This is a genomic window from Arthrobacter humicola, assembly GCF_022803015.1.
Classification (GTDB): Bacteria; Actinomycetota; Actinomycetes; order Actinomycetales; family Micrococcaceae; genus Arthrobacter; species Arthrobacter humicola_A.
This window is the reverse complement of sequence record NZ_JAFKON010000005.1, coordinates 144,591-168,102: the sequence shown is the minus strand read 5'-3', so window position 1 is coordinate 168,102 and position 23,512 is coordinate 144,591. Positions and strand designations below refer to the sequence as shown.

Annotated in this window: 23 protein-coding genes and 1 riboswitch; of the genes, 15 read left to right on the top strand and 8 right to left on the bottom strand. The window is 68.2% G+C overall.

The window, feature by feature from the left end:
- Positions 1–108: 108 nt before the first annotated feature.
- The 6 genes from ARTB_RS11990 to ARTB_RS11965 all read left to right on the top strand — a co-directional run bounded on the left by ARTB_RS11990 (position 109) and on the right by ARTB_RS11965 (position 4,367).
- Entirely contained in the window at positions 109–849 is a 741-nt protein-coding gene (locus ARTB_RS11990; protein WP_243180625.1) for a FadR/GntR family transcriptional regulator, read from the top strand.
- Positions 850–929: 80 nt separating this feature from the next.
- The gene (locus ARTB_RS11985; RefSeq protein ID WP_243180624.1) at positions 930–1,691 is read left to right on the top strand and encodes a cache domain-containing protein; all 762 of its coding nucleotides are present in this window, start codon (positions 930–932) and stop codon (positions 1,689–1,691) included.
- Positions 1,692–1,714: 23 nt separating this feature from the next.
- A riboswitch (guanidine-III (ykkC-III) riboswitch) is annotated at positions 1,715–1,779 on the top strand.
- Between the two features lie 9 nt (positions 1,780–1,788).
- Positions 1,789–2,112, top strand: a complete 324-nt coding sequence (locus ARTB_RS11980) for a DMT family transporter (protein ID WP_028275448.1) — start codon at positions 1,789–1,791, stop codon at positions 2,110–2,112.
- 20 nt (positions 2,113–2,132) lie between these two features.
- Positions 2,133–2,507: a DMT family transporter gene (locus ARTB_RS11975; RefSeq protein ID WP_243180623.1), complete on the top strand. Its 375-nt coding sequence runs from the start codon at positions 2,133–2,135 to the stop codon at positions 2,505–2,507.
- Positions 2,508–2,684: 177 nt separating this feature from the next.
- Positions 2,685–3,695 (top strand): aldo/keto reductase, encoded by a 1,011-nt coding sequence (locus ARTB_RS11970; RefSeq protein WP_243180622.1) that lies wholly within the window; start codon positions 2,685–2,687, stop codon positions 3,693–3,695.
- Positions 3,696–3,716: 21 nt separating this feature from the next.
- Positions 3,717–4,367, top strand: coding sequence for an MBL fold metallo-hydrolase (locus tag ARTB_RS11965; RefSeq protein WP_243180621.1), 651 nt, complete (start codon positions 3,717–3,719; stop codon positions 4,365–4,367).
- 142 nt (positions 4,368–4,509) lie between these two features.
- On the opposite strand, the gene ARTB_RS11960 is transcribed toward ARTB_RS11965, so the two are convergent.
- Both ARTB_RS11960 and ARTB_RS11955 read right to left on the bottom strand, forming a co-directional pair.
- Positions 4,510–6,432: a DEAD/DEAH box helicase gene (locus ARTB_RS11960; protein WP_243180620.1), complete on the bottom strand. Its 1,923-nt coding sequence runs from the start codon at positions 6,430–6,432 to the stop codon at positions 4,510–4,512.
- A 344-nt stretch (positions 6,433–6,776) separates the two neighbouring features.
- Positions 6,777–7,094: a hypothetical protein gene (locus ARTB_RS11955; RefSeq protein WP_243180619.1), complete on the bottom strand. Its 318-nt coding sequence runs from the start codon at positions 7,092–7,094 to the stop codon at positions 6,777–6,779.
- Positions 7,095–7,309: 215 nt separating this feature from the next.
- Here ARTB_RS11955 and ARTB_RS11950 point away from each other — a divergent pair, with 215 nt between their 5' ends.
- From ARTB_RS11950 to cycA, 4 genes are all read left to right on the top strand, one after another.
- Positions 7,310–8,362, top strand: a complete 1,053-nt coding sequence (locus ARTB_RS11950) for a class I SAM-dependent methyltransferase (RefSeq protein ID WP_243180618.1) — start codon at positions 7,310–7,312, stop codon at positions 8,360–8,362.
- Entirely contained in the window at positions 8,331–9,038 is a 708-nt protein-coding gene (locus tag ARTB_RS11945; RefSeq protein WP_243180617.1) for an SAM-dependent methyltransferase, read from the top strand. Before ARTB_RS11950 ends, ARTB_RS11945 begins: the two co-directional genes overlap by 32 nt.
- A gap of 214 nt (positions 9,039–9,252) precedes the next feature.
- On the top strand, positions 9,253–9,450 hold the full coding sequence (locus tag ARTB_RS11940; protein ID WP_243180616.1) for a CsbD family protein: 198 nt from the start codon (positions 9,253–9,255) through the stop codon (positions 9,448–9,450).
- Between the two features lie 562 nt (positions 9,451–10,012).
- Positions 10,013–11,527 (top strand): D-serine/D-alanine/glycine transporter, encoded by a 1,515-nt coding sequence (gene cycA, locus ARTB_RS11935; protein WP_243180615.1) that lies wholly within the window; start codon positions 10,013–10,015, stop codon positions 11,525–11,527.
- Positions 11,528–11,689: 162 nt separating this feature from the next.
- Here the strand turns inward: cycA and ARTB_RS11930 are convergent, their stop codons facing one another.
- Positions 11,690–13,144, bottom strand: a complete 1,455-nt coding sequence (locus ARTB_RS11930) for an MFS transporter (protein WP_243180614.1) — start codon at positions 13,142–13,144, stop codon at positions 11,690–11,692.
- A gap of 91 nt (positions 13,145–13,235) precedes the next feature.
- Entirely contained in the window at positions 13,236–14,267 is a 1,032-nt protein-coding gene (locus tag ARTB_RS11925; RefSeq protein ID WP_243180906.1) for an Lrp/AsnC family transcriptional regulator, read from the bottom strand.
- 211 nt (positions 14,268–14,478) lie between these two features.
- Here ARTB_RS11925 and ARTB_RS11920 point away from each other — a divergent pair, with 211 nt between their 5' ends.
- Together ARTB_RS11920 and ARTB_RS11915 are read left to right on the top strand one after the other, a co-directional pair.
- Positions 14,479–15,747 carry a M20 metallopeptidase family protein gene (locus tag ARTB_RS11920; RefSeq protein ID WP_243180613.1) on the top strand — a complete coding sequence of 423 codons (1,269 nt, stop codon included), beginning with the start codon at positions 14,479–14,481 and terminating at the stop codon, positions 15,745–15,747.
- 24 nt (positions 15,748–15,771) lie between these two features.
- Entirely contained in the window at positions 15,772–17,061 is a 1,290-nt protein-coding gene (locus ARTB_RS11915; protein ID WP_079550797.1) for an MFS transporter, read from the top strand.
- Between the two features lie 96 nt (positions 17,062–17,157).
- Here ARTB_RS11915 and ARTB_RS11910 read toward each other — a convergent pair whose 3' ends face one another.
- Positions 17,158–18,429: an MFS transporter gene (locus tag ARTB_RS11910; RefSeq protein ID WP_439954122.1), complete on the bottom strand. Its 1,272-nt coding sequence runs from the start codon at positions 18,427–18,429 to the stop codon at positions 17,158–17,160.
- A 137-nt stretch (positions 18,430–18,566) separates the two neighbouring features.
- On the opposite strand from ARTB_RS11910, the gene trmB reads away from it, so the two are divergent.
- Positions 18,567–19,523 carry a tRNA (guanosine(46)-N7)-methyltransferase TrmB gene (trmB, locus tag ARTB_RS11905; RefSeq protein WP_243180612.1) on the top strand — a complete coding sequence of 319 codons (957 nt, stop codon included), beginning with the start codon at positions 18,567–18,569 and terminating at the stop codon, positions 19,521–19,523.
- A 102-nt stretch (positions 19,524–19,625) separates the two neighbouring features.
- Positions 19,626–20,432 carry a DUF1206 domain-containing protein gene (locus ARTB_RS11900; RefSeq protein ID WP_243180611.1) on the top strand — a complete coding sequence of 269 codons (807 nt, stop codon included), beginning with the start codon at positions 19,626–19,628 and terminating at the stop codon, positions 20,430–20,432.
- Between the two features lie 56 nt (positions 20,433–20,488).
- Here the strand turns inward: ARTB_RS11900 and ARTB_RS11895 are convergent, their stop codons facing one another.
- The gene (locus tag ARTB_RS11895; RefSeq protein ID WP_243180610.1) at positions 20,489–21,172 is read right to left on the bottom strand and encodes an anti-sigma factor family protein; all 684 of its coding nucleotides are present in this window, start codon (positions 21,170–21,172) and stop codon (positions 20,489–20,491) included.
- Positions 21,169–21,678: a sigma-70 family RNA polymerase sigma factor gene (locus tag ARTB_RS11890; protein ID WP_026538160.1), complete on the bottom strand. Its 510-nt coding sequence runs from the start codon at positions 21,676–21,678 to the stop codon at positions 21,169–21,171. The genes ARTB_RS11895 and ARTB_RS11890 overlap by 4 nt, the downstream gene beginning before the upstream one ends.
- A 186-nt stretch (positions 21,679–21,864) precedes the next feature.
- Here ARTB_RS11890 and ARTB_RS11885 point away from each other — a divergent pair, with 186 nt between their 5' ends.
- Positions 21,865–22,398: a COG4315 family predicted lipoprotein gene (locus ARTB_RS11885; RefSeq protein WP_243180609.1), complete on the top strand. Its 534-nt coding sequence runs from the start codon at positions 21,865–21,867 to the stop codon at positions 22,396–22,398.
- Positions 22,399–22,535: 137 nt separating this feature from the next.
- Here the strand turns inward: ARTB_RS11885 and ARTB_RS11880 are convergent, their stop codons facing one another.
- A complete protein-coding gene (locus ARTB_RS11880) occupies positions 22,536–23,480 on the bottom strand; it encodes a DMP19 family protein (RefSeq protein WP_243180608.1) in 945 nt (314 codons plus the stop codon).
- Positions 23,481–23,512: the final 32 nt, after the last annotated feature.

The window sequence follows — 23,512 nt, the reverse complement described above, 5'->3', positions numbered from 1 at the left end:
CCCGGATTAGGATGTCATCAGCCCGGGCGGCGCGCGGCGACACCGCGGAAGCCGCAAGGATGCACGGCCGGGGCAGGGCGGATACCGCCGGAGGGAAGGGAGGCCCGAATGGTGTTGTCGCCCACGGGCGCCTCCCGGAGCCTGGCGGCGGTGTTCACGCCGATCAAATCACGCGGGCTTGTCGATGAAGTGTGCGGCCGGATCGAACAGGCCGTGGAGACCGGGCTGCTCACCAGCGGCCAGCGGCTGCCGAACGAAACCGAGCTGGCCGCGGCCCTCGGAGTGTCCGCGGTAACGGCACGGGAGGCACTCTCCCAGCTGCGTGCCTCAGGAATCATCCGGACCGCGCGCGGCCGCAGCGGCGGAAGCTTCATCGCCGACGACGTGCTGCCCTCCCGGGAACGGGCCCTGGCGCAACTGCATGAGCTGAGCCGGCTGCAGATCAGGGACCTCGCGCTGCATTACCAGGCGATCGCCGCGGCCTGCGCGGGCGTGGCGGCCCGCCGCTCCGACGCCGCCGACATCGCCACGCTGCGCTCGTTCATCCCCGCAGCGGACGATGACCCGCTGAGCTGGCGTCTGGCCCTCTCGGAGTTCCTGCTGGAAGTCGCGGCCATCGCCCGCTCGGCCCGGCTTGCCCGGGAGCTCATCCGGCTGCAGGCAGATCTCGGCACCCTCACCCTGCTGCCCTGCGCCGACACCGGCTACCGCGGACGCACCGCCGTGATCCTCGGTGACGTGGCAGCCGCCATCGAGACCCACGATCCCGGGGCCGCCGAAACGGGGGTCAAGGCCCTCATCTCCGCCACCACCGACTGGCTGCTGACCGAACAGGCCAAAAGCTATTGACCGCACCCGCATCCCGGAGCCACGATCGTGGCCAACTTTTGACCGCAAATGTCCGGCACCTTCGAGCTAAGGCAGCACCGATGTCCGAAACCACCTCCACCGCAGGCCCCACCACAGCGTCCATGGCAGCGCCGGCCGAACCCGGCGATGTTGGGAAGGCGGCCCAGCTGGCCGCAGCCGAACTCGACGCCACCATCGCCGGCATCGAGCACCGCCTGACGGAATGGGCCGCTGACACCGGGGCCGCCCTGGCCGCCATGTCCGGCAAAGTCACCGGCACGGCCGTGGACAAGCTCATCCGTCCGGTGGTCGAGGAACTGGTGCAGCTGCCCGGCGGCTACGCGGCCGGAGCGGGGTTCATCGCCAACGCCGGGCTGCTCGGGCCCGAGCGCAGCTATATCGCCTGGTGGCAGGGCCCGGATCTGGAGCACGTCGACGCGCTGGCCAACTTCAGTCCCAACTCCATCAGCCGCTACGTCAAGGCCGAATGGTTCCGGATCCCCGTGGAAACAGGACGGGCCCACGTCACCGGGCCCTACGTGGATTTCCTCTGCACCGACGAGTACGTCCTGACCTTCACGCACCCGGTGTTTACCCGCCCGGACGGCCCGGTCGCGGGAATCGTGGGCATCGACGTGACAGTTCAGCGCCTGGAACGCGGAGCCATGGCGGCGCTGCGGCGGATCGGCGGCCGGGCCACACTGGCCAATGCCGACGGCCGGGCCATCGTGTCGGCGGCGTCCGATATCGACGCCGGCGACCTGACCGCGCCGAACGAGCCGTGCGCGCAGTACCCCGTGGGGCGCACGTTCACTCTCTGCAGCGACGCCGTCGGGCTCTGATGCCGATTTGCTAAACTTGGAGGCCAAGGCCCTCTTCCAGGCCTCCGGACGACGGTTCAGTACCCGGCACGCGACAAGACTGGCCACAGGAGCTGTCATGTCGTGGCTAATACTCATTCTTTCCGGGGCGCTGGAGGCCGTTTGGGCCGCCGCCCTGCACCGGACCGCCCAGGCCAGGGGCCGCCGCCGGCTTGTCCCGGCCCTCGTCTTCCTCGTTTCCGTCCTCGCCAGCACCGGCGGGCTCGCCGTCGCCATGCAGTCCATCCCAACCGGAACGGCCTACGCCGTGTGGGTGGGGGTCGGCGTCGTCCTGACGTCCGGCTACGCGATAGCCGCCAAAGTTGAGCGCCCGACCGCGGCACGGATCTTGCTTCTTGGCGGGATTGCCGCGAGCGTCGCCGGTCTGAAGCTGGTGGCGTGACCATGGTGAAACCAGCTGCAATGTCATGGATGATCCTGCTCGCTTCCGCTGTGCTGGAGGCAGTCTGGGCCACGGCACTGGGCCTGTCCGACGGGTTCTCCCGCCCGTTGCCGACCCTCGTGTTCGCCGTGACGGCCACCCTCAGCATGGTGGGGCTCGGCTTGGCCGTGAAGCGTATTCCGCTCGGCACCGCCTACGCCATCTGGGTGGGGATCGGCGCCGCACTGACGGTCGTCTGGGCGATGGCCACCGGCGTCGAACCGGCCAGTCCGCTCAAGCTGCTGTTCATCGCCGGGATCGTCGGCTGCGCGGCGGGCCTGAAGCTCCTGCCGGCAAAGGAACCGGCACAAAGCGCTGTCCAGCCGGCCTCCCCCGCGGAAATTCCCCACGTTTAGGGCAGTACGACGGCGTGTCCCCTGCGGCGCGCCGTCGTGCCGGCCGCGCAACAGTCAAAGGTGGGGAGAATCGTCTGCCCGGCCGATAACAGGGGCCGGAATAGCCGCGCGCATCCTGGGGTTCTTGGCAGGGACGGAAGTCCTACGGAACTATTCAGTGCGCGAATGGAGACCAAGATGACGGCAGCAACAGTCCGGCTCGGCGACGGCCTTATGGTCAGCCCCCTGGGGTTCGGCGGCATGGCCCTGACCCCCGTCTACGGCGAGGTGGACCCGGCCGAGGCCCTGCGGACCCTGCATCACGCGGTGGACGCCGGCGTCAGCTTCATCGACACGGCGGACATTTACGGCGGCGGCAGCAACGAGGAGCTGATCGCGCGGCTGCTCAAGGAACGCCGCGGCGAAGTCCAGCTGGCCACCAAGTTCGGCCTCGTGGGCACACCGTCGGCCGGCTACACGGACATCCGCGGCGACGCCGCCTACGTGCGGCAGGCCGTGGACCGCAGCCTGCAACGGCTGGGCACCGACACCATTGACCTGTACTACCTGCACCGCCTTGACCTCCGCGTTCCGATAGTGGAAACCGTGGAGGCCATGGCGGAGCTGGTACAGGCCGGCAAGGTGCGGCATCTGGGCCTGTCAGAGGTGACGGCCGAGGAGCTGCGCGACGCCAGCCGCGTCCACCCGATCGCCGCGGTCCAGAGCGAATGGTCCATCTGGAGCCGCGACGTGGAACGCAACGTGGTGCCCGCCGCCGCCGAACTCGGGGTGGGATTTGTGCCGTATTCGCCGCTGGGCCGGGGATTCCTCACCGGCACCGTGGACGCCTCGACGCTGGGCAGCAACGACTTCCGCCGCAACATCCCGCGGTTCGCCGCGGATGCTGCCAGCGCCAACCAGGGCGTGGTGGCGGCCGTGCAGGCAGTCGCTGCGGAACTGAGCGTTGCCGGGCAGGCTGCAACTCCTGCCCAGGTGGCGCTGGCCTGGCTGCTCGCGCGGGGCCGCCAGCTGGGACTGCCCGTGGTCCCCATCCCCGGCACCCGCAAGGCGGACCGGATCGACGAAAACCTGGGCGCCCTGGCCCTCGACTTCACCTCAGCGCAACTGAGGACGCTCGAGTCCGCCGCGGACGCCGTCGTCGGTTCCCGCGCCGCGGACCCCAACTGGGTGTCCCAGGGCCGTGAATAGCGGGTCCGTAGACTGAAGCCCATGGACTCGCTCATTCACTCTTTACGTGACATCACCATCCGCCGGATTTCGGTCGGCGAGATGGACAACAATGTTTACCTGCTCACGGCCAGGGCCTCCGGCGCGCAGCTCCTGATCGATGCGGCCGATGATCTGGCCGCCATCCAGGGGCTGCTCGCGGACGCCGCCGCGGATACTTCCGCGACGCCGAAGCTGGCGCTGGTTGCCACCACCCACCAGCACTGGGACCATGTCCGGGCGCTGCCGGGCCTGGTGGAAGCCACCGGTGTGAAAACGGCGGCCGGGACAGAGGATGCCCCGGAGCTGCCGGTGCCGGTGGATGTACTGCTGGATCACGGGGACGTCGGCAACTTCGACGGCTTCGACGTGACGGCTGTACATCTGCGCGGCCACACACCGGGTTCGATCGCCCTCGTGTACCAGGACCCCGAGGGCCCGGCCCACATCTTTTCCGGCGACTCGCTGTTCCCCGGCGGGGTAGGCAACACACAGAAGGATCCGGCGCGCTTTGCCCAGCTGATCACCGATGTGAGCGAGCGGCTGTTCGATGTATATCCGGATGACACCGTGGTGCACCCGGGACACGGCCAGCCCACCACCCTCGGCGCGGAACGGCCGCACCTGGAAGAGTGGCGCGCCCGCGGCTGGTAGGGCCTGAAACCTCATCGAGTGCTCCAGAACTGCCGTTATGAACCCTTTAAACGGCAGTTACGGAGCACTCGATGGTGGTTAGCTGGGGCCACGACCGCCGGGTTCCCTGACCGAGCTTGCGAGGTTAGGGAGCGGTTGGGGATTAGCGGCTGCGGCGTTCGTTCGAGGCCGGAGCCGACGCGCGGCGGGGGCCGGAGCCGCGGGCCGGACGTCCTTCGCCGGAACGGCCATTGCCGCCGCCGGCGTAGGATCCGCCCGAGGTGCCACCTGTGTTGGATGACCAAACAGCAGCGCTGCCACCGGATTTGCTGCCAGCGGACTTGGCGCCGGCAGCTGCACGCTGGCCGGTTGCCGGGCGTCCGCTGCGCTGGCCGCCGGTCGAAGCGCCGATGCGGGGTGCGCCACCGGAGCGGGGAGCGCCACCTGTGCGGGGTGCTCCGCTGCGGGGAGCCGAAGCGCCCCGGGCGTCGCTGCGTCCCTCGGCGGCGCGTCCGTCCGAACCACGGCCGGCCGCGGCACGACCGCCGGCTGCCGGAACATCGTTGTGGTGCGCGTAGGCGGTGGTGCGGCCGCGGCCACGCGCATTCCGGCGCTCGGCGCGCTCGGCCTCCGCGCGGTCCTCGTTCTTCTCCGCAACGCGCTCAGCAGCGTTGCGGGCAGCAGCCTGGCCTTCATAGGCTACAGCGCGGCGCTCGGCGCGCGGCAGATCGGTGCGGGGAGCCTCGGCTCCGACGCGTCCGCGTCCGCCACGGCCACCACGGCCACCCGCAGTGGGTGCAGCCTGCGTGGTGCGGCGGGCGCGCTTGCGCTCGGCGTTGGCACCGGTGGAGCTACCGCCGCCGTGCTGTGCGGCCTTGGCGGCCAGCAGCGCGGCGCGGGTGCGCGGATCGATCTTGTCGGCCATTTCGCCGACCAGTTCAGCAACCAGCGGGGAGTTGGCGGTGACGCGCTCGAAGTTGACCTCGACGCCGGCAGCCTTCATCAGCTTCTTGACGTCGGACTGCTGCTCGGGCAGGGTCAGCGTGACCACGGTTCCGTCGGAACCGGCGCGGGCCGTACGGCCTGAGCGGTGCAGGTACGCCTTGTGCTCCGTGGGCGGATCCACGTGGATGACCAGTTCGACGTCGTCGACGTGGACGCCGCGGGCCGCGACGTCGGTGGCCACCAGGACGCGGACATCGCCGGAGGAGAACTCGGCCAGGTTGCGGTCACGGGCGTTCTGCGAGAGGTTGCCGTGCAGATCGACGGCGGGGATGCCGGCGTCGGTCAGGGTCTTGGCCAGCTTGCGGGCGTGGTGCTTGGTGCGCATGAAGAGTACGCGGCGGCCGGCGCCGGAGGCGAGCTCGACGATCAGCTGCTTCTTGACGGTCTGGTCGTTGACCACCAGCACGTGGTGTTCCATGGTGGTCACCGCGGCCTGCGGGTCGTCCACGGAGTGGGTCAGCGGGTTGGACAGGTAGCGCTGGACGATCTTGTCCACGCCGTTGTCCAGGGTGGCGGAGAACAGCAGGCGCTGGCCCTGGGTGGGGGTCATGTCCATGAGCTTCTTGACCACCGGGAGGAAGCCAAGGTCGGCCATGTGGTCGGCCTCGTCCAGGACGGTGATCTCGACTGCTTCGAGGGTCAGGATGCGCTGGCGGATCAGGTCCTCCAGGCGGCCCGGGCAGGCGATGACGATGTCGACGCCGGCGCGCAGGGCCTTTTCCTGGCGGGCCTGGGAGATGCCGCCGTAGATCACGGTGGTGGTCAGGCCCATGGCCTTGGCCATCGGCTCGATGGTCGCGTTGATCTGCGTGGCCAGCTCGCGGGTGGGCGCCAGGACCAGGCCCATCGGGCGGCCGGGCTTGCGGAAGTGCTTGGCTTCGCGCTCTGCGAGTCGTGCCACCAGCGGGATGGCGAATGCGATGGTCTTGCCGGAGCCGGTGCGGCCGCGGCCCAGGACGTCGCGTCCGGACAGGGTGTCGGGAAGGGTCTTGACCTGGATCGGGAAGGGCTCCACGATCCCCTGTGCGGTCAGGGTGTCGGCAAGTGCTTTGGGCGTGCCGAGGGCAGCAAATGTAGTCATGTGTTTCAAAGTCTTTCAGGCGGTATCCGTGCGGATATCGGCCCCCGATGCCGGTTGGCTCAAGGGTTCGCCGAAGAAAAGTCAGGTGATCAACCGGGCTGCTGCCAAACTTCAGCAAGCGGCCGCCGGGACCAAATGGAACGCGTTCATCGACGCAGGATGTGCCTCTCACATGAAAAAATCCCACTGCCTGCGTGCGGATTCCCGAAGGAATCCGGCAGGGATCCGGCTGATGGACCGAAGCCGGTCAACCAAATCAAAAGTGGGCATCACTGCACATCAAGTTTTAGTAGTCTACCACCCAGGATGCCCGGGCCCCGTATCCGTGACGGCCGGCCCGGCCCCTAGCCCGCCATGCTGGGGGCTTGGAACAGCGGCATGTGGGACGACTGGGCCGGTGCATGAGCGGATGTGTTGACGGCCGCCCGTGACGGCGTTTTGGCCGGTCCCGGGCCAGCCGGCCGCAGGATCACGAGCGCCTCGGCGTCGATGAGGCGGCGGGTCCCCGTCCGGGCATCCAGGATCCAGAACAGGTCCACGCCTGTGACGGTCTGGGTCACCGGGCCCCGGTGGAAGAGCTTCCCGTTGTGCCACGCCTCGATCTCGTCCCCCACGTTCAACTCGGCCGAGCTGCGGATCTGCCGTGCTTCGTCAACGTCCATGGTCATTGCCCTTCCCCAGCGTTCAATGTCTTGTGCCCAGCATTCATGACGCAAGTTTCAGAATGGTTTCCGGAGCGTGATTTCCACGTGTCCGTCCGCCTGCGCGGCGCCCGGACGGAAGCCCGGACGGTCTATTGACCGCCGTTACGTCCGGGAGGACCATGGTGGGCGGGAAGGGCCGCGCGACGGGCGGGCCGTGAGGGGAGTCGCACGCAATGCCGCGAATAGTCTCCGCTGGCCTGTTTCGGGTCATCCAGCTGGCGTTGTTTCCCTTGAGTGCGGCCGGCTACATCACATCCGTCCCCGGGATGCTTGCCTACAGCCGGCGCACCGGCACGTCGGCCACGCTGCTCGCATCCCTCTACACGCGCTGGATGCAGCACCGTCTGGGGACACGGCCGGACGTCCCCGCGGCCCGGCTCATGGCCGTTCTGCCGAACGTGTCCGCGACTGGCATCCAGATGGAGACCGCCCCCACGCTCGCCGCCCACCTGATCACGGGCTACGTGCCCAGGCTCTACCGCTATCCGTACCCGGGGCGGGCACCGATGCGCCACCAGCCGACAGCACGGACCAGCCTCTATGACGCGGCCGTTCAACGGCATCGCGGCGGCATCGACCAGCTCGTAATCCTCGGAGCGGGATTCGACACCCGGGCGTTCCGGCTGGCGCCCGGGGACCGGGTGCGCTGCTTTGAACTCGATCTGCCCCGGACCCAGGCTTTCAAACTCGCGATGCTCGAAAAGGCGGGCCTCTCCACGCGCCTGGCCACGTACGTACCCGCCGATTTCGAGACCGAGGACTGGATGGAGAAGCTGCTCGCTGCCGGTTTCGACCCGAACCGGCCCGCACTGTTCCTCTGGGAAGCGGTGACCATGTACCTGGACCGCGCCTCCGTCGAGGCGACGCTGCGCAGGATCGCCGGCACCGCCCCGGGCAGCATCGTGGCCTTCGACTACTTTTCGAGGGAAACGATCACCTCGGGATCGCCCTACATGCGGTATGCGCGGGCTACCGCGAGATTCGTCGGCGAGCCCCTGACCTTTGGGATCGACAACACTCCCCCGGCCAGGAAAAGCGCCGCGGACTTTGTTGGGGGCTTCGGACTGGTGCTTGAGGAGCACAGGAATTTCGGCAAGGAGACCCGACGGCGGTCCGCGCCGGGAGGGTTCGTCACCGCCGTCGTGCCTGAAAACAAACAGCGAAACCCGGCGAACCGCCGTGATGAGGGGAACCATGACAAAACGCAGCCACAGCCACGAGCATGACGCCGACGAGCATGACACAGCCGAACATGCGGCCGTCGAGGATGCGGCGCCCGGTTCCGCAGCCCGGATGTGGGATGAAAAGTACAGCAGCCGGTCCAGGATGTGGAGCGGGGAGCCGAATCCGCAACTCGTTGCCGAGGTGGCGGACCTTCCTGCCGGCGAGGCTCTGGACCTGGGGTGCGGCGAGGGCGCGGACGCGATGTGGCTTGCTGCCCGCGGTTGGAGCGTGACGGGCCTGGACGTTTCCGCCGTCGCCCTGGAGCGTGCGGCCGCCCACGCCCGGGAACGGGGCCAGGACGCCGCCATCGAGTGGGTGCAGCAGGATCTTGCCACCTGGGTCCCGGACCGGTTGTTCGACCTCGTCACGGCCCAGTTCCTGCATTCCACCCAGATGCCGTGGCAGCAGGCTTTGCAGCTCGCCGCGGCCGCGGTGCGGACCGGCGGGACGCTGCTGATCGTCGGCCATCACCCCGACGGGCTGCCTCCGTGGGGCGCGCACCATACTCCGGAGAAGTTCTTCACCGCCGAGGACCTTGCCCGGGAACTCCGGATCGAGGAGCCGCTGTGGCGTGCCGAGGTCCTGGACAGCCGGCGTCGCAGCGCCGTCGGGCCCGACGGCGAGGCAGTGTCCCTCACGGATGCCGTGCTGCGGGCCACGCGCCTGGCCGCCCAGTAGACGGCCCAACGGCCTGTCGGGCAATCGGTCGAGGGAGCATCCCCTGGATCACGGACGCCGTCGCTGACCCACCCCCGAAATCGATACACTGCCGGGCCATCCACTTCGGGTTCTGTTCCGAATCCCCAATGTGGCTGGAACTGACCGCGCCCGTGGCCGCCCTGTGGACCTACAGCAACACCGCATGACCTAGCAATCAGGGGAAGGGAACATCATGGGAATCGACGGCAAGGCCAAACTCACGGTCATCCACCACATCGGTGCAGCCACAGAAGGTACCGGCACGGTGACTGGCAATGAGGACCTCAAGCGCGATGGCCAACATGAGCAGGCCCGGCCCAAGCTGTCGGAGGCCCGCGACCGCGTCAAGGACGCCGCCGACATCGGAGCCATCAGGGCCGCTGAAGGTTAAGGACGGCTTCGCCAAGGAGTAGCGGGCGCAACTGGACTGCCCAACTGGGCTGCGCCGCAGCTGAGCTCTGCAAGGAATGGCCCCGCCCAAGGCGGGGCCATTCTGTTGTGCAGGGCCGGCCCGAGCCGGCCAACGCTGCGGAAAGCTAGCGGCGGCCCTCCGCGGCCGCTGCCGCGAAAAAATGTGACAAAAGACAGCGGACGACAACTGAAGCTAAGATGGTCGACAGTTGTCGAGCCTGCCTGCGGGCGGGCGATCCACGGAAAAGCGGTGCCAGCGCCCGCACCGGGCGACTGTGCCGACGTCGCGTCCTCCCCCAGAGTCCGCGTAGATTGCCGGTTCCCGCGCCTTCCGGGAGCCTCGTCCCGCCGGGAGCGCGGCGGCACCCCACCGACCAGCCGGACCACATACGCGGACCGCTCCGACAACAGGGACCACGAAATACCGGCCCTAGCCTTGATCTACCCGCCAAAACTGTTACCTCCGTCACACTCTGACGGATCCGTGCGGTCCGCACTGTGGAACCCCCGCCGGCGACCGCCTGTGACAAGGAAGAAGCCTCATGTCTGAACGCACCACCACGGCCGCTCCGGCCACTGCAGAATCTGACATTGCCCAAACTGGAACTGCCGCCTCCGCCAGCGGTGACTCCGGGAACCGCGAGCCGCACCTCGCCCGGGCGCTCGGCAACCGCCACATCCAGTTGCTCGCCATCGGCGGCGCCATTGGCACCGGCCTGTTCATGGGGTCCGGGAAGACCATCTCGCTCGCCGGGCCCTCCGTCATCTTCGTCTACATGATCATCGGCTTCATGCTGTTCTTCGTGATGCGTGCCATGGGCGAGATCCTGCTCTCCAACCTGAACTACAAGTCCTTCAGCGACTTCGCCGGTGACCTGCTGGGGCCGTGGGCCGGCTTCTTCACCGGATGGTCCTACTGGTTCTTCTGGGTGGTCACCGGGGTGGCGGACATCGTCGCCATTTCCGGCTACGTGGACAAGCTCGCTCCCGGCACGCCCCTGTGGATCCCTGCGCTGCTCACACCCGTGGTCTTGATCCTCCTGAACCTCCCCACCGTGAAGGCGTTCGGTGAAGCGGAATTCTGGTTTGCCATCATCAAGGTGGTCGCCATCGTGGCCCTGATCGTCACCGGCGCGGTCATGATCGCCACCCACTTCACGTCCCCGAACGGCGCGGAAGCCAACCTCGCCAACATGTGGAACGACGGCGGCATGTTCCCGCACGGCATGTTCGGCTTCGTCCTCGGGTTCCAGATCGCCATCTTCGCTTTCGCCGGAATCGAACTGGTGGGGACCGCCGCCGCCGAAACCAAGGACCCGGAAAAGAACCTGCCGCGCGCCATCAACTCCATCCCGGTCCGCGTCCTCCTCTTCTACGTGGGCGCCCTGGTGGTCATCATGGCCGTCAATCCGTGGCGCACCATCGACCCCGCCAACAGCCCGTTCATCGGCATGTTCACCCTCGCCGGGCTGGGGATCGCCGCGGTGGTCATTAACCTTGTGGTCCTGACCTCCGCCGCCTCCAGCGCCAACTCCGGAATCTACTCAACCTCCCGGATGGTCTACGGCCTCGCCCAGGACGGGAACGCGCCCAAAGCGTTCGGAAAGCTCAGCGTCCGCAAAGTACCGCAGAACGCGCTGCTGTTCTCCTGCATCTTCCTGCTGGCCGGCCTGGTCCTGCTCTACTCCGGCGACTCCGTGATCGGCGCGTTCACGGTGGTCACTTCCGTGGCGTCCGTGCTGACCATGTTTGTGTGGTCCATGATCCTGGTCAGCTACATCGCCTTCCGCTGCCGCCGGCCGGCCCTGCACGAGGCGTCGTCCTTCAAGATGCCCGGCTCCGCCTTCATGCCGTACGTCGTGCTCGCCTTCTTCGTGTTCATGCTGGTGGCCCTGGGGCAGGCCGACGACACCCGGCTGGCACTCTTCGTGGCGCCCGTGTGGTTCCTGTTGCTGGGCGCGGCCTGGCACTTCAACCGCAAGTCCCCGCTGCAGCAGGCCCGGATTGTGGAATGGAAGGCCGTCCGCTCGCAGGAGGAAGCCCGCGCGTCTGCCTGATCCCCGCGCGGAAACAACGGAGCGCTGAAACAAAGGAGCGCTGACGCACAGGAGCCCCGGCCGGATCATCCGGCCGGGGCTCCTGTGCAGTGCTTGTTATGGTGCAGCACTTTTTATGGTGCAGGGCGCATCAAGGTGCTGTGCCCGTTCTAGTGGTTGCCGCTACGAGCGTTTGGTGACGGCGGCCGGGACGACGGCGACGCGCGGCGCGACGGCCACGGCGGCGATCCCGATCACCGCCGTCAGCGCGAACACCCCGGCAAACGACGCCGACGGCGCCGCCGTCGCGAACGCTGCGAACACGATCCCGGTGCCGGCGAGGGCCAGGGCACCGCCGAGGGAATCCGAAATGGACATCGCCGAACTGTTGAAACCCTCGGTGTCCTTGGTGGAGAGCGCCAGGGTCATGACGCTCAGCCGCGGATACATCAGGCCCATGCCGCCCCCCGCGAAGATCCATCCCGCGATCGCGACCGCGGCCGGCCAGGCCAGTACCGTGGTCACGAAGGCCAGGACGACGGCGCCAAGGACCATGGCCGATCCAATCCGCACCGCCCTCCGGTGCTCCAGCCGGGTCCCCAGCCTGCCCTGGATGGCCGATGCCGCCGCCCAGGCGATGGCGCCGCCGGTGAGCGTGAGGCCAGCAAATGTCGGGGCGAAGGCGTAGCGTTCCACGAGCAGGTACGGCAGGTAGACCTCGGCGCCGAAAAACGCCGCGGATGCCAGGCCGCGGGTAAGGATCACGCTCGGCAGGCCGCGCCGGGCGGTCAGCGTTCCGCGCGGCATGAGGGGACGGACGGCCAGGAGCGCGACGGCGACGGCGGCCGCCGCCAGCACCCCGCCGGCGACCGGTACCGCTGCGGACAGGTTCAGGCCCAGCACGGCGAGCGCCGCCAGTGCCGCCAGCGCCAACTTGACAAGGCCTCCCGGCGGACGGCCGCGGGACCCTGGCTCAGCGGCCGGGGAATCTCCGTCGGCGCCGCCCGTGCTGCCGTTCAGGCCGCGCAGAGCCGGGGCCGTCAGGAGCAGGGCCGGCACCACGAGCCCGACCACGCCGAGAAAGACCCACTGCCAGCCGGCCAGTTGGGCCACGGCGCCGGCCGCGAACGGTCCCACGAGGGACGGGATGACCCAGGCCGCGGAGAAGGCGGCGAAAATTTTCGGATGCAGGACCGGCGGGTAGACCCGGGCAATCACCACGTACAGGGCCACGGTAAGCCCGCCCCCGCCGAGTCCCTGCACCAGCCGTCCGGACACGAGGACCGGCATGGTTCCGGCGGTCCCAGCGATGAGCAGGCCGAGCACGAACATGCCCACTGCGGCCAGGAGCGGCGCCACCGGCCCCTTGCGGTCCGACCAGCTGCCCGCGGCCACCATCCCGATCACCCCGGTGGCGAGCGGCCCGGCGAAGGCCAAGGCGTAGAGTCCCGCCCCATCCAGTTCCCGGCTGACGAGCGGCATGATGGTGGTCACCGCCAGCGACTCGAAGGCCGCCAGGAACACCAGTGCGCAGGCGCCGAGGGTCACCAACAGGTAGCTGCGGTGGAAGATGCCGGCCGATTCCGGGACGGCTTTCGGACGGGACTCCTGGTGAGGGGGCGGGTCGGTCTGGGGCACGTGCCACAGCTTACAACCGGACCCCCGCAGCCCGCCCTCCTGTGGGCTTATCAGCTGGCCGTTCGGCTTATCAGCTGCCGGTCCGCCGCCGTCAGTCCGCCTCGTCGAACCCCTGGGCAGGAACCACGACGGCGCCACTGGCCCTGGAGTCCGGGTTCAGCATCCAGCCCACACGCTTGACGGTGCTCAGCATGACGACGCTTTCCACGAGCTCGATCCCGGGCACTTTTTGCTGCAGCGCCACCTCGATGTTCATGACGTCCGCCAGGGACTGCAGCCACATGATGATCACGAAATTCGTTGGCCCCGTGGTGGAGGCGCTGAGCCGGACGTTCCGCATGGTCCTCAGCTCCGCGGCGGCTGCCTCGTGCCGCCCGGCCGGGACGTTGACGAACCATTGGCAGGTCACGGGGAAAGCGGAGAGTTTCTGGGCCACCTCGCACCGGAATGACAGGATGCCGCTGGCGAGCACACGGTTGAGCTGGCGCTGGACGGTGGCCGGGTGCCTGCCCAGGCCGCGGGCGATGTCTGCCGCCGTGGCCCGCCCGTCCCTGGCCAGGAACGGCAGGAGCGCCAGGTGGCTTTCCGGCAGCGCTTCCCGGGCGGCAGCCTGGGCAACCCCGGTGGCCTCGGGGCCGGCCAACGCCCGCACGGCGGCCTGCTGCGCGCGGCTCAACACGTTCAGCCGCCAGGAGCCGCCGCTCGCGTGCAGCCTGGTGCACAGGGCGGTCTGATATTTGAGGAGGCCGTCAATCTCCTTCAGCCGCGAGATGACTTTCAGGCTGAAATCGTCCAGGGAGGGCGTAATGACGGTCAGCATGAGGTCCCGGTGGCTGGCTGCCTCCTCCACCGTGACGATTTCCGGCATCTCGGCGAGCCTGGCGGTGACTTCCTCGCGCCGGTGCATTTCGCAGTCCACAGCGACGAATGCCAGGCACATTTGCTGGGGGTCACCGATCAGGTGAGCGGTGATCCAGGACACGCCAGAGTCCAACAGCCGCTCCCACCGGGCGGCCAGGGTGGTGGCGTGCACGCCCAGCACCTGCGCCGCATCCGCCCAGCTCAGCCGCGGGGCAATCTGCAGGACGTTGATCAGCGCGAGATCGTCCTCGCTGAGTTCCATCATTCTTCCCTTCATCCATGCACGAAACCTGCGGCAACAGTCTATTCGTGCATTTTTTCTGGCCTTCGGGCGGGTGTGAACTGTGTCACTTGAGAATAGACGCAGGACGTCCCCGCCGGACGTGAACCAAGGAACTTCGAAAAACAAGCCAGTCGCCAACCAGGCGATGTTCGACAAACGACAACCGACAAACGACAAACAAGGAGAACACGTGCCGATCACCGCAGATGCCCGGGAAATGCAGACGGACCTTGCCCGGCTCCGCCATGAACTGCACCGGGAACCCGAGATCGGCCTGGCGCTGCCCCGCACCCAGGAAAAGGTGCTCAAGGCTCTGGACGGGCTTCCCTACGAGATCGCCCTGGGCCAGGAGACGACGTCGGTCACCGCAGTACTGCGGGGCCAGGGGCCCGGGACCGAAGGGGGCTCGCGCCCGGCGGTGCTGCTGCGCGCTGACATGGACGGCCTGCCGGTGCAGGAGAAGACGGGCGTGGACTACACGTCCAGGATCGACGGCGCCATGCACGCCTGCGGCCACGACCTGCACACCTCCATGCTGGCAGGGGCCGCCACCCTCCTGGCCGAACGCCGGCACCAGCTGGCCGGCGACGTCGTCCTGATGTTCCAGCCCGGCGAGGAAGGCTTCGACGGCGCGAGCCACATGATCCGCGAAGGCGTGCTGGATGCCGCCGGCCGGCGTGTGGACGCCGCCTACGGCATGCACGTGTTTTCCGCCCTGGAACCGTACGGCACGTTCTGCACCAAGCCCGGCGTCATGCTGAGTTCCTCCGACGGCCTGGTGGTCACCGTGCTCGGCGCCGGCGGCCACGGGTCGGCCCCGCACTCGGCCAAGGACCCCGTCACGGCGGCCGCCGAGATGGTCACCGCCCTCCAGGTCATGATCACCCGCCAGTTCAACATGTTCGACCCCGTAGTCCTCTCCGTGGGGGTCCTCCAGGCCGGCACGAAGCGCAACATCATCCCGGAAACCGCACGCATCGAGGCCACCATCAGGACCTTCTCCGAGGAAGCCCGGCAGAAAATGATGGACGCCGTGCCGCGGCTGCTGAAGGGAATCGCGGCGGCACACGGCCTGGACGTCGATGTCGACTACCAGCAGGAGTATCCGCTGACCATCACGGACGAGGACGAAACGCACACCGCGGAGAACGTCATTGCGGGCCTGCTCGGCGACTCCCGGCTCTCCCGCTGGGCCACCCCGCTGAGCGGCTCCGAAGACTTCTCGCGGGTTCTGGCCGAGGTCCCCGGCACGTTCATCGGGCTGAGCGCCGTCCCCCGGGACGCCGACCATGCCACCTCCGCGTTCAACCACTCCCCGTACGCCACGTTCGACGACGGCGTGCTGGCTGACGGCGCCGCACTCTACGCCGAGCTCGCCATCTCAAGGCTGGCCGCACTCGCGGCCGCCGACGTTCCTGCCGCGGCCAACACGGTTGCCGCCGCCTCCGCCCTTTCCTAACCCGCACCCCCGAGGGAGAAGACCATGACTGCAGCCACGATCACGCCGGCGGCAACCCGAACATCCACCCGCAAGACGCTCGTCGGCACCGGCATCGGCAATGCCGTCGAATGGTATGACTGGGCGATCTACGCCACGTTCACGCCGTTCATCGCCAGCCAGCTTTTCAGCAAGTCGGATCCTGCGTCCGCGGTGCTGTCCACGCTGGCGATTTTCGCCGTCGGCTTCGTTGCCCGCCCTTTCGGCGGCTTCCTGTTCGGTTGGATCGGTGACCGGATCGGCCGGAAGGCTTCCATGACCCTGGCCGTGGGGCTGGCGTCGGTGGGCAGCCTGATGATCGGCATCGCTCCGACGTTCGCGGCCGTCGGCGTCTGGGCATCGCTCACGCTCCTGGTGGCGCGCCTGATCCAGGGCCTGGCCCACGGCGGCGAGCTGCCGTCGTCGCAGACGTACCTGTCCGAAATGGCGCCGAAGGAACACCGCGGCTTCTGGGCCACGCTGATCTACACCTCCGGCACCGTGGGCATCCTGTTCGGAACCCTGCTCGGTGCCGTGCTGAACATGACGCTGAGCACTGAACTCATGAACGCGTGGGGCTGGCGCATCCCGTTCCTCATCGGCGCGGCCATGGGTCTCTACGCGCTGATCATGCGGTCCCGGCTGCACGAAACGGACGTTTTCGAGGGTGAGGCCGCGACGGAGAAGCGCGCTCCGATCTGGCCGCAGATCGTCCGCCACCGCAAGCAGGCCCTCCAGGTGATCGGCCTGACGGTCGGCCTGACCGTGATCTACTACATCTGGGGTGTCGTCGCCCCCAGCTACGCCACCACCGCCCTGAAGATCGACCGGGGCGAGGCCCTGTGGGCCGGCGTGATCGGCAACATCGTGTTCATCGCGGCGCTGCCCTTCTGGGGCAAGCTGGCGGACCGGATCGGACGGAAGAAAGTGTTGTGGGCCGGTGCGATCGGCGCAGGCATCATGCACTTCCCGATGACCGCCCTGCTGAAGGATTCCGCCTGGCAGCTGGCCGTCAGCATGTCCGTCATGCTGATCTTCATCGCCGCCAGCGCGGCGATCGTCCCGGCCGTCTACGCCGAGCTGTTCCCCACCAGCATCCGCACCGTGGGCGTCGGAGTGCCCTACTCGATCTGCGTGGCCGTGTTCGGCGGAACCGCGCCCTATCTGCAGCAGTGGCTCGGCACCACGGTGCAGATGCCGCAGCTGTTCAATGTGTACGCCGTGCTGCTGCTCGCGATCTCCGCGGCCTGCGTCTTCACCATCCCGGAGACGAAGGGCAAGGACCTCACGCTCTGATCCGGTCCGGGCCGGTTGAGCTATCGGTTGTGGCTGTTCTGGAGGGTTCAGGACAGCCACAACTGATGGCTCATCCCGTTTTTGCAGGGGGAAGCGTCAGTCGCCGATGTAGCGGTCGCGCCCGGCCCGGTACCCGAACACCGCTGCAAGAGAGCCCACCAGCATGAACAGCACACCCGCCGCGGCAAAGGATCCGGTGAACTGGTGCAGCTGGCCGACCAGGAGCGTGCCGCTGGAGCCAATCCCGTAGCCCACGCCCTGCATCATCCCGGAAAGATGGGCCGCGGTGTGCCCGTCCCTGGTGCGGACCATGATCAGCGTCAGCGCGGCGGCGGTCAGGCTTCCCTGCCCCAGGCCGAGCAGCCCGGTCCACAGCCACAGGAGTTCCACAGGCCCGAAGATGCTCAGCGCGAAGCCAGCGCCGGTCATGAGCGCCACCGCCGTGTTGAGGGCACGCTGGTCCCGGAACCTGGTGGCCAGCGCCGGCGCGAACAGCGAGCCCAACATCTGCAGCACAATCGAGGCCGAGACGATCAGGCCGGCCGTGCCGCCGTCCACCCCGCGTTCGCGCAGGATCGGCGCCAGCCAGGCGAAGACGCTGAAGGACATCATGGCCTGCAGGACCATGAACCCGGTCACCTGCCAGGCCACGGCGGAACGCCAGACGTTGACGCCGCCGGCCGGCCGCGCCGCCCCGCCGGGACGGGCCCGGAGCGCCGGCGGCAGGAACAGCAGAAGGACGACGCCGGCCGGCAGCGCCCAGAACCAGAGCGCCGCCGTCCATTCCCCGCTCGCGCGGAAGACCGGGAACGTGAAGCCGGCACCGAGCGCGGCCGAGGCACAGATCGCGGTGGTGTAGAGGCCGCCCATGAGGCCCAGGCGATGCGGGAAGTCACGCTTGACCACGCCCGGCAGCAGCACGTTGCACAGTGAAATCGCGGCACCGCACGCGGCGGTCCCGGCGAGCAGAGCCGGAAGGTGGCCGGCCGCCGGCAGCTCCACGGGCCGCAGCAGCAGCCCGGCAGTGAGCACCGCCATGGCACCGAGCAGCACCCGTTCGGCCCCGAACCGGCGTGCCAGCCCAGGGGCGAGCGGAGCGAACACCCCCAGCAGCGTCACCGGGACGGTGGTGAGCACCATGACCGCCCAGGCCGGAAGCCCGGCGTCGGCCGTCACCTCCGGCAGTACCGCAGCGAAGCTCGAAAAGACTGTGCGGAGGTTCAGCCCGATCAGGACCAGGCAGATCCCCAAATACGCGAGCTGCCGGCGGCCGGCCGCGCGGGGCGGCCCGGCGGGGCCGTCCCGGAGAACGGCGCCGGCCGAATGGTCCAACTCGTCAGTTTTCCCAGCTGAGGTCACCCGCCCCATTCTTGCAGCCCCGCGTCTTCACCCCTTCCCTTCACCCCTCCCTCAGCGGCTCAACCCCACCTCCGCGGCCGGCCCGCCGGGGCGGCCGCGGGATCCCCGGGCGGCCCGGCCCGGCGAACTCAACTATTCTGGAAGGGATGAGCGAATCCCCAGAATCCCCCGGCCTGCAGGCAAACCCGGAGTCCGGCGCCCCGGACCAGAGCCAGTTGCCGCGCCCCGTGACCCCCGGCAGCCAGGCCTCGTTCGGCACCTATGGGGGCCGTCCGGTGAGCTTTGTGCGCCGCGGCACGCGCCTTCAGGGCCGACGCCAGGCGGCCTGGGAGGAACACTCGGACCGTTGGGCGGTTGAGGTCCCCCGCCATGTCGCAAACACCTCCGTCCACCCGGACTATGTGTTCGACGCAGAGGCCGAATTCGGCCGCACGGCTCCGCTGGTTGTCGAGATTGGCTCCGGACTGGGCGACGCCGTTTGCCACGCCGCCGAGCAAAACCCGGACAAGGACTTCCTGGCCGTGGAGGTTTACACCCCCGGCTTGGCCAACACCTTGATCAAAATCAACAGCCGCGGACTGAGCAACGTGCGGGTTGTCGAGGCGAACGCCCCTGAGGTGCTCGCCACCATGCTCCCGGCCGGCTCCGTCACGGAACTATGGGTGTTCTTCCCGGATCCATGGCACAAGTCCCGGCATCACAAGCGCCGCCTCATTCAACCGGCGTTCGCTGATCTCGCCGCCCGGGCCATCAAGCCCGGCGGCATCTTCCGGATCGCGACCGACTGGTCCAACTACGCCGTTCACGTCCGCGAGGTCATGGCGGGCTCGGCGGAGTTCGAGAACCTGCACCAGGGCGAGCGCGCCGGCGCGGACAGCCCCCTGACCCAGGTGTGGGAATCCGGCGTCGAGTCCCGAGTGGGCGGAGCACCGGTCAAGGAAGGCCGGGCGCCGGTCAGCACCGAGCACACCGGACCCAACGAGGGCGTCGACGGGACCGGCGGGTGGGCGCCGCGGTTTGAGGGCCGTGTTCTGACCAGTTTCGAAAACAAGGCGCACGAAGCCGGCCGCCTGATCTTCGACCTCAGCTACCGCCGAATTTAGGCACCCCGGCGCGCGGGTGTCTTTTGTTGAGCGGCTTCGCGTGGCACGATTACGGAACGAACCACGCTGGGTAGTACTAAGGACACGATCATCAAACGAGAATTGAACGACGCTGCTGACGTCGCCGAGGACGTCACCAATTCGAAGCCCCTCGAAATCGCAGCGCGGGCCGGGTTCGCCGTGTCGGGGTTGCTGCACTTCCTCATCGGGCTGGTCGCGATCCGGCTTGCCATGGGCGGTCAGGGCCAGGCCGATGTCAGCGGCGCGGTGGAAGAGCTCGCCCGGCAGCCGGCGGGGCCGTTGCTGCTCTGGACATCGTTTGCCGCCTGCGTGGCGCTGGCCATCTGGCAGGCGTCCGACGCCATTTTCGATTTCGGGCACCTGCCGACCAAGAAAAAGGTCGGCAAGAAACTCAAGGCAGCCCTGCAGGCCGTGGTGTACACCGCGTTCGCCCTGACGCTCGCGTCGGTCGCCACCGGGGCCGGCTCCGACAACCGCGAGTCGACTTCCGACATGACCGTAAACCTCATGAAGGCACCGGGCGGCGTTGCACTCCTGGTGATCATCGGCGCCGCGGTAGCCGTCACCGGGATCGTCTACGCGATTCGCGGCTTCAAGAAGTCCTTCATCAAATACCTGCGCATGCCGTCCCAGCCGCAGGCGCGCACCGCAGTGACGGTGATCGGCATGGTGGGCTACGTTGCCAAGGGCTTTGCCCTGCTGCTGGTGGGCCTGCTCATCATCATCGCCACGGTGAAGGCACACCCCGAAGAGTCAACCGGGCTCGACGGCAGCCTGAAGGCCCTGCGGGAGCAGCCGTTCGGCGTGTACTTGCTGGCCGCAGTGGGCGTAGGCCTGATCTGTTACGGCATCTACATGGCGGTGCGGGCCAAGCTCGCGAAAATGTAGGCCCGCGCCCGTTGCCGGCTCCCGGACCGAACGGACCGCCGCGCCCCAGGAGTGGGCTACCCCTGGGGCACGGCGATGACAGCAACGGTCTGCTGCTGCTCATCGCGCATCTCGACACTGGCGATCCTGGCCAGCTGCACCGGCGTCGCCCCGGTGATCCGGACTCTGCCGGTGGGCGTGGCCGTCCACGCGCAGGCGCGGTCCACGCCGCCGTCACGGTCCTTTACCCAGAGTGAGAGGGTCCCGGCGACGGGCAGGCTGCGGCCGTCCACCGCCAGTTCGGTGCCCCAGGTTTTCTTGACGAGCCCCACCGTGACTTCCAACCCGCTGCTGGCCGCAACGGAATAGCTCGCGTCCGGTTTGGCGGGTTGGTTCAGCAGCGGACCGGCCAAGATCCCCAGCCCCAGGCATGCGGCGGCCGCCGCGGCCACCGCCGACGTCCACCGGCGCCGCACCTTCCGGCGTCGGGCGGCGAGCTCGTCCAGGAGCCGGCTTGGGACAGGTTCGGGTTCCGGCGGGACCAGCGCGCGGTCCCGGGCGGCCGCCGCCGCGGCGGTGAGCGCGACGGCGTCGGACACCGGGATCGCGTCCAGCAGCGCGGGGAGGCTGGCAAGTTCGTCCAGCTCCTGGCGGCAGTGGGCGCACACCGCAAGATGCTGCTCGAAGGCCGCGGCTTCGGCCGGCTCCAGCCCGCCGAGCAGGTACGCGCCGAGGAAGTGATGCAACTCGGTCCCGTTCACTGCTGCACCCCCATCTCGTCGAGGATCGTCCGTAGGGCCCGGACGGCGTAGAACGCCCGGGACTTCACCGTGCCGCTGGGGATCTTCAATTGGGCGGATGCCTCCTGGACTGTGTAGCGGCGGTAGTGGAGCGCAACAAGGACTTCGCGGTGTTCCGCGCTGAGCCGCAGCAACGCCTCTTCCATCAGCACCTTGTTGAGCAGCTCGTCGATGCGCCCGGCGCCGACGCCGCCTTCCGGGAGGGCCTGGACATCGCGGTCGCCGGCTTCCTGCGGCCGCCTTTGGGCTTTGCGGTAATTGTCGATCATGATGTTGCGGGCCGTCCGGAACAGGTAGCTGCGCAGGCTGCCCGTGATCTGCGGCGCCTGCTGCCAGACCCGCAGCACCGTTTCCTGGACGACGTCGTCGGCGAGCTGGGGGTCCCGGGAGACGCTGAGGACAAAGCGTTTCAGTGCCGTTCCGTGGTCGCGGTAAATCGCAGCCACGACGTCTTCGTCCAGCGGCATTGCCCACCTCCAGGGAATTCGTGTTCTGCCCCTCTACGACGTACGGGCAGGCCCAATAGTTCAGTGTGCCCCAGGACAGCCCGACACGAACATGTCGGTTCCGCCATGAACCATTCCGCTCTCCATGGCGTCGTATCTCGTAGCGCCGGCCTCCGAGTTGGGCTGGCTCGAGTCTAGGAGCAGCAAATGAAGAAGCATCTCAGCATTGGCTTGTCCGCGTTCGCTCTGGCCGCCCTCCTGTCCGGCTGCGGGGGCGGAACGACCACGACGCCGACGTCGGCGGCGCCGGCCACCTCCGCCCCCGCAGAGACCGCCACGAGCGCGCCAGCCAGTTCCGCGCCGTCGTCCATGTCCGCCGCGGTACTCTCGGTGGCCGACTCCAAGGCGGGCCAGATCGTGGTGGCCGAGCAGGGACTGAGCGTCTATTTCTTCACCAAGAACACGAAGGATTCCGGGAACAGCGTCTGCACCGGCGCGTGCCTGACGTCGTGGCCCGCTGTCACGTCGACGACGGCGACTCCCACAGTTAACGGCGTCACCGGCAAGGTCGGAACCATTCCCACGGCTGACGGAAAGATGCAGGTGACCATCAACGGGATGCCGATCTACTACTACTCCAAGGACCAGGCCGCGGGGGACATCAACGGCCAGGGCGTCGGCGGGGTCTGGTTCCTCGTGTCACCCTCCGGGGAAATGATCACGGCACCGCCGGCCGGGTAGGCTCACCGGCCGCGGATCCGCCGGGACCGGTCGGCCGGGCCAGAGTTAGCCGGCACGGGTTGCCCAGCATGGCACGGCCGGCGCCTGCATTTGGGGGCAGACGCCGGCCGTACCGGAAAACTGTCGGGGAAGGCTGCCTACGGGCGTGCCTTTTCGAACTCCGCCGACCCTTCAAAGTCAACGGCCTCTTCGAACTCCCCGGCCTCTTCGAACTCCACAGCCGCGAGGATTTCCTGGGTCCGCGGATTGAGCATGAAAGCCTCGTCGTCGTCCTCCAGCATGAGGAATTCGCCCTGCTCCGTGGTGAAGTGCCAGGCCAGGGTGGTTTCCCCGTTGTGCTCATAATTCGGATCGCCCATGGTGATCCGCACCAGGCTGTGGCCCGCGAGGCCGCACAGCTCGCGGATGATCTGCTCGAACTCCGGCGCGTCCAGAAGCGCTTCCTCGGCGGCTGCCGCCTGGCGCTCCGCGAGGTCGGAAAGCCGGGCCACCCGCCCGGCAATGTGGGCGTCGAGGTCGTCGTCGGAAAGGACCAGCAAGTCCTCCTGGCCGCGCAGCCACGCGGCATTCAATGCGGCGATGTCCTCCGTTGCGAGGATCGACTCGAATTCCCCGTCCAGTTCTTCGATGCGCCGAACGGCGTCGGAGACCCCGTCGCCGGGTTCGTCTTCCTCTGCGCTTCCGGCGGCCCAGCCGCTGCCGCCGTCGAGGTAGCTGTCGACGTCGGCGTCGGTCAGGGCGCCGAAGGCGGCTACCGTGCGGTTGAAGAGGTCCAGGTGCGCGGCGGCACCCATGGCCTCCAGGCCTTCCCGGACGTAGGGGTCGACTTCCTCGCGTTCGGGCGCGGTGAACACGTACTGCGCGAAGCCGCCGGCCAGCGCCTGCGTCAGGTAGAAGTCCACGTAGTAACCGCGCAGCGCGGCCGGGGAGATCTCTTCCGTGTCCAGCAACTCCTCGAACATGGCGTTGACCACGTTGACGTTCGCGTCGACAACGTCCCCGTTTCCGCCGTTGAGGCTTTCGGTGGTCAGCACGGTGGGGTAGCTGTGGGCGGACTGGATGGTGGGCTCACTGTGGGTCATGCGGAATCCTTACTGCTGGCGCTGCTGATACT

Excerpts from the sequence above, each read along its gene's own strand:
- ARTB_RS11990 (WP_243180625.1), top strand. The coding sequence starts at position 109 with ATGGTGTTGTCGCCCACGGGCGCCTCCCGGAGCCTGGCGGCGGTGTTC.
- ARTB_RS11985 (WP_243180624.1), top strand. The coding sequence starts at position 930 with ATGTCCGAAACCACCTCCACCGCAGGCCCCACCACAGCGTCCATGGCA.
- ARTB_RS11980 (WP_028275448.1), top strand. The coding sequence starts at position 1,789 with ATGTCGTGGCTAATACTCATTCTTTCCGGGGCGCTGGAGGCCGTTTGG.
- ARTB_RS11975 (WP_243180623.1), top strand. The coding sequence starts at position 2,133 with ATGTCATGGATGATCCTGCTCGCTTCCGCTGTGCTGGAGGCAGTCTGG.
- ARTB_RS11970 (WP_243180622.1), top strand. The coding sequence starts at position 2,685 with ATGACGGCAGCAACAGTCCGGCTCGGCGACGGCCTTATGGTCAGCCCC.
- ARTB_RS11965 (WP_243180621.1), top strand. The coding sequence starts at position 3,717 with ATGGACTCGCTCATTCACTCTTTACGTGACATCACCATCCGCCGGATT.
- ARTB_RS11960 (WP_243180620.1), bottom strand. The coding sequence starts at position 6,432 with ATGACTACATTTGCTGCCCTCGGCACGCCCAAAGCACTTGCCGACACC.
- ARTB_RS11955 (WP_243180619.1), bottom strand. The coding sequence starts at position 7,094 with ATGGACGTTGACGAAGCACGGCAGATCCGCAGCTCGGCCGAGTTGAAC.
- ARTB_RS11950 (WP_243180618.1), top strand. The coding sequence starts at position 7,310 with ATGCCGCGAATAGTCTCCGCTGGCCTGTTTCGGGTCATCCAGCTGGCG.
- ARTB_RS11945 (WP_243180617.1), top strand. The coding sequence starts at position 8,331 with ATGACAAAACGCAGCCACAGCCACGAGCATGACGCCGACGAGCATGAC.
- ARTB_RS11940 (WP_243180616.1), top strand. The coding sequence starts at position 9,253 with ATGGGAATCGACGGCAAGGCCAAACTCACGGTCATCCACCACATCGGT.
- cycA (WP_243180615.1), top strand. The coding sequence starts at position 10,013 with ATGTCTGAACGCACCACCACGGCCGCTCCGGCCACTGCAGAATCTGAC.
- ARTB_RS11925 (WP_243180906.1), bottom strand. The coding sequence starts at position 14,267 with ATGGAACTCAGCGAGGACGATCTCGCGCTGATCAACGTCCTGCAGATT.
- ARTB_RS11915 (WP_079550797.1), top strand. The coding sequence starts at position 15,772 with ATGACTGCAGCCACGATCACGCCGGCGGCAACCCGAACATCCACCCGC.
- ARTB_RS11910 (WP_439954122.1), bottom strand. The coding sequence starts at position 18,429 with ATGGGGCGGGTGACCTCAGCTGGGAAAACTGACGAGTTGGACCATTCG.
- trmB (WP_243180612.1), top strand. The coding sequence starts at position 18,567 with ATGAGCGAATCCCCAGAATCCCCCGGCCTGCAGGCAAACCCGGAGTCC.
- ARTB_RS11890 (WP_026538160.1), bottom strand. The coding sequence starts at position 21,678 with ATGCCGCTGGACGAAGACGTCGTGGCTGCGATTTACCGCGACCACGGA.
- ARTB_RS11885 (WP_243180609.1), top strand. The coding sequence starts at position 21,865 with ATGAAGAAGCATCTCAGCATTGGCTTGTCCGCGTTCGCTCTGGCCGCC.
- ARTB_RS11880 (WP_243180608.1), bottom strand. The coding sequence starts at position 23,480 with ATGACCCACAGTGAGCCCACCATCCAGTCCGCCCACAGCTACCCCACC.